Genomic DNA, 7735 nt, shown 5'->3' with positions numbered 1-7735 from the left:
AATACAGGCTCGTGGCCTAAGGCCGGGTACGGCATGTGGACTGCCTGACAGAAAGAACTGGCCGGTTCTTTCTGTACGGGAGGATAATACAAGGCCGGGTAAGGCGTAGCCGCCACCCGGCAACGAAAAAGGAGTGACAATGTCACATTTAAACGAAGTTATCGCCCGTGTGGATGCCGCGATTGACGAAAGCGTCATTGCACATATGAACGAACTGCTGATTGAACTGAGCGATGATGCTGAGCTGAACCGCGAAGAACGCTATACCCAGCAGCAGCGCCTGCGTACCGCGATTTCGCACCACGGTAAGCAACATAAAGAAGAGATGGAGGCGCGCCAGGAGCAGCTCACCAAAGGCGGCGTTATTCTGTAATGTTCAAAACTGGCGTCGGGCCACCAGCCACGCGCCCACCACCAGCATTACTGCACCGCACACCGGGCCGATCAGCGCCCGCAGCGGGATGCCATGGCTTTTCAGCACGTCCATTATCAGCCCGCCGATGAGCTGGCTTGCCACCAGCACGGCGATGGTTGTCGCCGCGCCAACGTTCTGGTAACCGCTGATGCTGGCAAAAACAAAAAATGAACCCAGCAACCCGGGGATCAACGTCCACCAGCGCACCGTGGATGCCAGCTCGCTAAACCCCGCGACCCCTTGTTTAAACAGCAGAATGCTGACAAACAACACAATGCCGACCAGCGAGTTCAGCAGCATCGCAATGAGTATGGTGGAGGAGGACTGGGTGATGCGCACCATCAGGGTATTTTGCACCACCAGGCCAATGCCCGCCGCCACCAGAAAAGCCAGCGTCAGTGATTGGTTCATTTAATCGCATCCGGATCGCTGCGCTCATCAAGCTGCAGCTGCATAAAGGTTAAGTCCAGCCAGCGGCCAAATTTGGTGCCCACCTGCGGCATCTGACCCGTTGTAACAAAGCCAAGCGTCTGATGAAGATGGATAGAGGCGTGGTTCTGCGCTTCAATCCCCGCCACCATCACATGCTTGCCGATGTCACGGGCTTCAATAATCAACGCCTTCATCAGCATACGGCCAATGCCTTTGCCCTGGTGATCCGGGTGGACGTAAACCGAGTGCTCTACCGTATGACGAAAACCGTCAAAGGCGCGCCAGTCACCGAAGGAGGCATAGCCGGTGATGATGCCATTCTCTTCGCTTACCAGAACCGGATAACCTGCGAGGGTGCGGGCCTCAAACCATGCGATACGGTTATCAGTATCGACCGTGGTATCGTTCCAGATCGCGGCGGTGTGCAGCACCGCGTGGTTGTAAATTTCACCAATAGCGGCGCAGTCTTCTTTGCAGGCATGACGAACGATCATGATGGAACCCCTGAATGTGTTGTTTACTATGTTATTACGTTATTGCTACGATATTACACAACAACCCGGACAGATGGCTACGGTATAAGCCCGATTTTTTTGTTATTAAAACCTCATTGAAATACCGTTCATACACTATAGTATGACGTCATGAACACCATAACAGACACGATGAATCAACGGATTAGCGCAAGAATTCGCCTTGAACGCGAATCGCGCGGATGGTCGCTGAGCGAACTCGCCGATCGGGCAGGCGTCTCGCGCGCCATGATCCACAAAATTGAGCGCGGCGACAGCAGCCCGACGGCAACGCTGCTTGCGCGCTTATCCGGCGCGTTCGGTATCAGCATGTCAACGCTGATAGCAAGAGCGGAGATGCAGGAGGGTAAACTGCTGCGCCTTGCTAACCAGCCCGTCTGGCGCGATCCGCAAACCCATTACCTGCGCCGCCACGTTTCACCGCGCACCGATCTGCCCATCGATCTTGTCCAGGTTGAACTGCCCGCCGGAAGCGATGTGCCGATGCCCGCATCGTCCTATGCGCTGGCCCGCCAGCTGATCTGGCTGCAGTCCGGGGAGCTGGTCTTTCAGGAAGGCGACACCCGCCACGAAATGCAGGCCGGGGATTGTCTGGAGCTCGGGCCGCCCAATGACTGTCGGTTCATTAACGAAACCAATGAACCCTGCGTCTATCTGGTGGTTCGTCTTAACCAGTCTGGCTCGTAATGTTAAGGCGCTCAGGCGGATCATGAGCCAGGATCAATGGACATCTGTACCATAAGGAGTCTCTGATGAATCAATCTGTTTCGCAAAATCGTCGCTGGGTACTGGCTTCGCGTCCACATGGCGCGCCGGTCGCGGATAACTTTCGTCTCGAAGAGCAGCCGGTTCCGGTACCGGCGGCAGGACAAGTTCTGCTGCGTACGATCTGGCTTTCGCTTGACCCGTACATGCGCGGCCGCATGAGCGATGCGCCTTCCTATTCGCCGCCGGTTGAAATTGGTGCGGTGATGGTCGGCGGAACGGTCAGCCGCGTTGAGCAGTCCAGTCATCCGGATTTTAAAGCAGGGGAATGGGTGCTGGGATACAGCGGCTGGCAGGAGTACGACCTCTCTGACGGCAGTGGCCTGGTCAAACTGGGCGAAAATCCCTCCCATCCTTCCTGGGCGCTGGGCGTTCTGGGGATGCCGGGCTTTACTGCCTACATGGGGCTGCTGGATATCGGGCAACCCAAAGCGGGTGAGACCCTGGTGGTTGCCGCGGCAACGGGGCCCGTAGGTGCGACGGTTGGGCAAATCGGTAAAATCAAAGGCTGCCGGGTCATCGGTGTGGCCGGAGGCGCAGAAAAATGCCGCCATGCCGTTGAGGTGCTGGGCTTTGACCAGTGTCTGGATCATCATGCCGATGATTTTGCCACGCAGCTTCAGAACGCCTGCCCGAACGGTATTGATATCTATTATGAAAACGTTGGCGGTAAGGTCTTTGACGCCGTGCTCCCGCTGCTCAATACCTCCGCGCGGGTGCCGGTATGTGGTCTGGTGAGCGGCTACAATGCCACCGGTCTGCCTGAGGGGCCGGATCGTTTGCCGCTGTTAATGGGCACCATCCTGAAAAAACGCATTCGTATGCAGGGTTTTATCATCGGCCAGGATTACGGACACCGTATCAAAGAGTTCCAGGAAGAGATGGGGCGCTGGGTGCAGGAGGGTAAAATCCACTATCGTGAACAGGTGACCGACGGGCTGGAAAACGCACCGGATGCGCTGATTGGCCTTCTGGAAGGCAAAAACTTTGGCAAAGTCGTGATTCGCGTCGCGGCAGACAATAAATAAACAAGATTATGGCGGGGTAACCCGCCATATTTATTTGTGAAGATACGATATATTGTCTTTAATTAAACCTACACAGCTTTCGTGCCTTCCTTGCGGATGAGCCAAAGAGCGATAAAAAACCCGTGTTTGTACTTTTTGATGTTTATACGCATTTCCCACCACCAGGCATGACGATACAGGATATATCGGACCAACGTCGTTTATTTAAACTGACGTTAATAAATAGCATTAAGTTTTAGCTACAGGAATTGAACATGCTTGATTTGGATCATTTAGAGAAAGCGCAAAGAATCAGTCTTACCATGCAAGTTGAAATCAGTTTGAAAGGGGCATTAATTACAGGCTCGTTGAAACCTGGCGCTCGACTGATTACCAAAGAGATTGCGGATAAATTAGGAACCAGTATCACACCGGTTCGTGAGGCACTTTTGCGTCTGGTCTCCTCAGGGGCGCTGCAGGCCACACCGGCGCAGGCGTTTCTGGTGCCGGAGGTCACGCTGGAACGCTATAACGAGATCACCGCTATCAGGAAACAACTGGAACCAATGGCGGTAGCGGCCGCCTGTCAGCATATGACGCCAGCTAAGCTTGAGACGTTGCGCAAAATGTCGGATGCCTTTCATGAGGCGATGCGCAACGGCAATGTTCAGCAGGCGCTGCACGCGAATCGCGTGTTTCGGTTCACCCTTTATCAGTATGCGGAGATGCCAACGCTCAGCGCATTAATTGAGCAGCTGTGGATACGCATCGGGCCCTGTATTAACTATCTGCATCAGGAGCTCAACGACATCAAAGCGTCGGCGTATCACAACGAGGAGTTACTTGCGGCACTGGAAAGAGGGGATGTTGAAGCCAGCCAGAAAGCGGTGGATAAACTGATTGATGAAGCTAATTCACTTTTACAGCGTCAATATTTTAGCTGAGGAATTATTTAGCAGCCAATCTATATTTCCGTCGTAAAACATTCACCCCATGAATTAGTCCTGATGGCTCTACGCCATCAGGAACGATATTTAAGATTACGAAAGAGAAAAACAGGCAATAAAATGCCTGTTTTAGTCCTACTCGAAACGATAAGCAACCGACAGGCCAACGCCGTAGTTACGACCCGGAGCAGGTTCGTAATAACGCCCGTTGGATTCGTTGACAATCACCGAGCCGGCATACGTTTTGTCGAACAGGTTATCAACGCGACCAAAGAGATCCAGGCCCCAGTTGCCATAGTTGAACTTATACCCGGTATTCAGACCGACCACCGTGTAGGACGGAGCCTTTGCCGTGTTTTCGTCGTCGGCCATGATATCGCTCATGTAACGCACGTCGGTACCCGCGTACCAGCCTTCTTCAGGCTGCCAGCCAAACGAGGCAAAGCCCATATTGCGGGCAATACCCGGCATCCGGTTGCCGTTACAGTTGTCATCACCGCAGACGTTGGTGCGGTAGGTGGCGTCCAGATATGTCCATGCCATTTTCAGCTTCCAGTTTTCAGCAAACTGCTGATCGAGGGAAACTTCCACCCCCTGACGACGGGTTTTACCGGCGTTTTTGTAGCTGGTACGTCCGCCAGAGCTGGCATCCACCACAATTTCATCGTCGGTGTCGGTGCGGAACAGGGCCGCGGTCAGCAGGCCATTGCCGATGCGGGTTTTGCTACCCACTTCATAAGTATTGTTGGTGGACGGTTTCAGGCCAATGTTCAGCCCACCCTGGTTATCCGCGCGGTAGGAGAGTTCATTGATGGTGGGGGTTTCAAATCCACGACCTGCCGCAGCGTAAAGGTTCCACGCGTCGGTCACGGCATACTTCACCGCCCCGGCCGGGAGCCACTTGTGATAGCTCGCGTCGCCGCTGTCGTCACCGTTGCCTGGCGTAACGTAATGATCGTTGGAATCAAACCAGACGGAGCTGTAACGCACCCCGGCATCCACAGAGAGTTTCTGGGTTAACTGCCAGCTGGTTTGCAGGTAAGGATCGACGTTCCACATCAGGTTACGTTCGTTGCGGCGCTTGTCGCCTTTTACGCCGTACTCCGGTACGCCGTTGTTCATCACGAAGTTCTCATACCCGCGACGATCTTCGCTCATGTTTTCGTAGTTCAGGCCGGTGGTAAAGGTCACCGGCACCAGCAGTTCGCCGCGGTGCGTCCAGCGTGTATCGATGCCCTGATAGTGACGCTGCATATCAATCACGCCGCCAGAGTGGGAGGGGCGCAGCTGTGGCTGATAAGGGATCGACTGGTACTGGGTCATTTCGCGCTCGCCAGCGTACATCATGACGCTGAGATCGTCCTGCGCGCTGAGCTGGCGGTCATAGCGCAGCCCGGCCTGGGTCTGCTTGATGGTTTTGCGCGTGTTGTACTGATCGCCACGCGGAGACTGGCGCGGGTTATCCTGCCACTCCTGGTAATTCAGTCCACCCGGATCGTTGGCTTTCATGTCCACGCTGTTAAAGATCAGCGTCAGCTTGCTGGCATCGTCAATCCGCACGCCCAGTTTGGCGTTGGCGAGATTCTTCCGCGCACCACTGTGATCGCGGTAGCCTTTGGTGGTGAAGCGGGTGGTGGATACGGTGTAATCCACATCGCCCGCGTGTGTGCCGTCGCCCATCGCGCCGGTGGCTTTCATCCCGTAGCGCCAGGTACCGTAACTGCCGTAATAGCTGCTGGCCTCAATGGTCGGCGGCTGTTGACCGGTCTGGGTGTTGATGTTGATCACGCCGCCGGAGGCGTTGCCATACAGGGCAGAGAAGGGGCCACGCAGCACTTCCACGCTCTCCACGCTGGAGAGATCAATGTTAGAGGTCTGGCCCTGGCCGTCTGGCATGGTCGCCGGGATCCCGTCCACGTATATTCGAATACCGCGCACCCCGAAGGTGGAGCGTGCACCAAACCCACGCATCGACAGCTGCAGATCCTGGGCGTAGTTCTGGCGGTTCTGAATTTGCAGGCCCGGGACGCTACCAAGCGATTCCGAGAGGTTAATGCGTGGCGCGGCGTGACGCATATCATCGCCGTTCACGACGCTGACCGCCGCCGGGGTATCAAGCTCCGATACCGTTTGTGGGGTGGCGCTGACGATCATGGTCTGTTCATCCGCGCCCATTGCGGTGAGGGGCGAAAAGATAACAGGAGCCAGCAGCAGTGGAAGCGTAGCCCTATGGGCAGAAATGATTTTCATGAAATAAGCCGGTTAAGGATAAGAAACGTACCAAATGGAACATGTGCATATATGTTAAAACTTTTGTAAATGCTTTGAAAACTATAACCGCACATTGCGTTAAGGAAAGGCGAAACGGAAAAGAAAAACTCCACATTTTGCTGATTAATGATTACTATTCTCATTAACAAAACGGCAATGCCATGACGTTGCCGACCGGAAGTGATGTCAGCAGTACACCCCCTCTTGTGAAAAAGGAATTGTTATGTCTTTACGTCATCTGTGCTCGCCGCGTCTGCGTCGTTCTCTGTTGTGTAGCGCTTTACTGCTTGCCGGTACCTTCCAGGTGCATGCTGGCGAAGAGATGTTGCGCAAAGCGGTAGGCAAAGGCGCGTATGAAATGGCCGTGAGCCAGCAGGAGAATGCGCTGTGGGTTGCGACATCACAAAGCCGTAAAATGGATAAAGGCGGAATTGTGTATCGCCTCGATCCGGTCACACTGGACGTGACGCAGGTTATTCATAACGATCTTAAACCGTTTGGCGCCACCCTGGATTCGGCCTCCCAGACGCTGTGGTTGGGCAACACCATCAACGGTGCCGTGACCGCCATTGATGCCAAAACGGGCGAGGTGAAAGGGCGCCTGGTTCTGGACGACCGCAAACGCAGTGACACGGTCAAACCGCTGCAGCCACGCCAGCTGGTGGCGGATGATGCCACCCACACCGTGTACATCACCGGGGTCGGTAAAGAGAGCGTGATCTGGGTGGTGGATGGCACAACGCTGAAGCTGAAGGATACCATCGCCAATACCGGTACTTACGGTACCGGCCTGGCGCTGGATGCGCAGGCGAAACGACTCTATACCACCAACGCCGACGGCGAACTGGTGACAATTGATACCGCCAGCAACAAAATCATCAGCCGCAAAAAGGTACAGGATGATGGTAAAGAGCACTTCTATCTGAACCTGAGTCTGGATACGGCCGGGCAGCGTGCCTTCCTGACCGATTCAAAACAGCCGGAAGTGCTGGTGGTGAGCCTGAAGGATGGCAGCGTGATTGAGAAGATTGCGACGCCAGAGTCGCTGGCGGTGCTCTTTAACCCGACGCGCAACGAAGCGTACGTGACGCATCGTGAAGCCGGAAAGGTGAGTGTGATTGACACCAAAACCTACAAAGTGACGAAAACCTTCGACACGCCGGTCTATCCAAACAGCCTGGCGCTCTCTGCCGATGGCAAAACGCTGTACGTGACGGTGAAACAGAAATCCACCCGTCAGCAGGAAGCGACTCAGCCTGACGATGTGGTACGTATCGCGCTCTAATGTGGGCATTGCCCGGTGGCGCTGCGCTTACCGGGCCTACAAAACCCTGAAATGTAGGCCGGGTAAGGCGAAGCCGCCAC

The 7735-nt window shown here is 54.9% G+C and carries 8 protein-coding genes; 5 read left to right on the top strand and 3 right to left on the bottom strand.

The genetic code is table 11. From position 1 onward, the window contains the following. Positions 1 to 139: 139 nt before the first annotated feature. Entirely contained in the window at positions 140 to 373 is a 234-nt protein-coding gene (locus tag AC2FAK_RS12915; RefSeq protein WP_095455274.1) for a YdcY family protein, read from the top strand. Positions 374 to 376: 3 nt separating this feature from the next. Here AC2FAK_RS12915 and AC2FAK_RS12910 read toward each other — a convergent pair whose 3' ends face one another. Both AC2FAK_RS12910 and AC2FAK_RS12905 read right to left on the bottom strand, forming a co-directional pair. Then, on the bottom strand, positions 377 to 826 hold the full coding sequence (locus tag AC2FAK_RS12910) for a DMT family transporter (protein WP_023621252.1): 450 nt from the start codon (positions 824 to 826) through the stop codon (positions 377 to 379). Further along, positions 823 to 1341, bottom strand: coding sequence for a GNAT family N-acetyltransferase (locus AC2FAK_RS12905; RefSeq protein ID WP_013096485.1), 519 nt, complete (start codon positions 1339 to 1341; stop codon positions 823 to 825). Before AC2FAK_RS12905 ends, AC2FAK_RS12910 begins: the two co-directional genes overlap by 4 nt. Positions 1342 to 1491: 150 nt before the next feature. On the opposite strand from AC2FAK_RS12905, the gene AC2FAK_RS12900 reads away from it, so the two are divergent. From AC2FAK_RS12900 to AC2FAK_RS12890, 3 genes are all read left to right on the top strand, one after another. Further along, entirely contained in the window at positions 1492 to 2067 is a 576-nt protein-coding gene (locus AC2FAK_RS12900; RefSeq protein WP_013096486.1) for a helix-turn-helix domain-containing protein, read from the top strand. Between the two features lie 65 nt (positions 2068 to 2132). Continuing rightward, complete coding sequence (locus AC2FAK_RS12895) at positions 2133 to 3173, top strand: NADP-dependent oxidoreductase (protein ID WP_058651299.1); 1041 nt, start codon at positions 2133 to 2135, stop codon at positions 3171 to 3173. A gap of 254 nt (positions 3174 to 3427) precedes the next feature. Next, entirely contained in the window at positions 3428 to 4096 is a 669-nt protein-coding gene (locus AC2FAK_RS12890; protein ID WP_013096488.1) for a GntR family transcriptional regulator, read from the top strand. Positions 4097 to 4234: 138 nt separating this feature from the next. On the opposite strand, the gene pqqU is transcribed toward AC2FAK_RS12890, so the two are convergent. Continuing rightward, a complete protein-coding gene (gene pqqU / locus AC2FAK_RS12885; RefSeq protein WP_095455273.1) occupies positions 4235 to 6349 on the bottom strand; it encodes a TonB-dependent receptor PqqU in 2115 nt (704 codons plus the stop codon). Positions 6350 to 6593: 244 nt separating this feature from the next. Here pqqU and yncE point away from each other — a divergent pair, with 244 nt between their 5' ends. After that, positions 6594 to 7655, top strand: a complete 1062-nt coding sequence (gene yncE, locus AC2FAK_RS12880) for a 7-bladed beta-propeller protein YncE (RefSeq protein WP_020689165.1) — start codon at positions 6594 to 6596, stop codon at positions 7653 to 7655. Positions 7656 to 7735 lie beyond the last annotated feature (80 nt).

The organism is Enterobacter cloacae complex sp. 394F7 (assembly GCF_057320385.1).
Note: the sequence above shows the minus strand (reverse complement) of the source record. Positions and strands in the feature narration are given on the sequence as shown.

What these genes read in the sequence shown, in the direction of transcription:
- AC2FAK_RS12915 (WP_095455274.1), top strand. Translation starts at nt 140, where the DNA reads ATGTCACATTTAAACGAAGTTATCGCCCGTGTGGATGCCGCGATTGAC.
- AC2FAK_RS12910 (WP_023621252.1), bottom strand. Translation starts at nt 826, where the DNA reads ATGAACCAATCACTGACGCTGGCTTTTCTGGTGGCGGCGGGCATTGGC.
- AC2FAK_RS12905 (WP_013096485.1), bottom strand. Translation starts at nt 1,341, where the DNA reads ATGATCGTTCGTCATGCCTGCAAAGAAGACTGCGCCGCTATTGGTGAA.
- AC2FAK_RS12900 (WP_013096486.1), top strand. Translation starts at nt 1,492, where the DNA reads ATGAACACCATAACAGACACGATGAATCAACGGATTAGCGCAAGAATT.
- AC2FAK_RS12895 (WP_058651299.1), top strand. Translation starts at nt 2,133, where the DNA reads ATGAATCAATCTGTTTCGCAAAATCGTCGCTGGGTACTGGCTTCGCGT.
- AC2FAK_RS12890 (WP_013096488.1), top strand. Translation starts at nt 3,428, where the DNA reads ATGCTTGATTTGGATCATTTAGAGAAAGCGCAAAGAATCAGTCTTACC.
- pqqU (WP_095455273.1), bottom strand. Translation starts at nt 6,349, where the DNA reads ATGAAAATCATTTCTGCCCATAGGGCTACGCTTCCACTGCTGCTGGCT.
- yncE (WP_020689165.1), top strand. Translation starts at nt 6,594, where the DNA reads ATGTCTTTACGTCATCTGTGCTCGCCGCGTCTGCGTCGTTCTCTGTTG.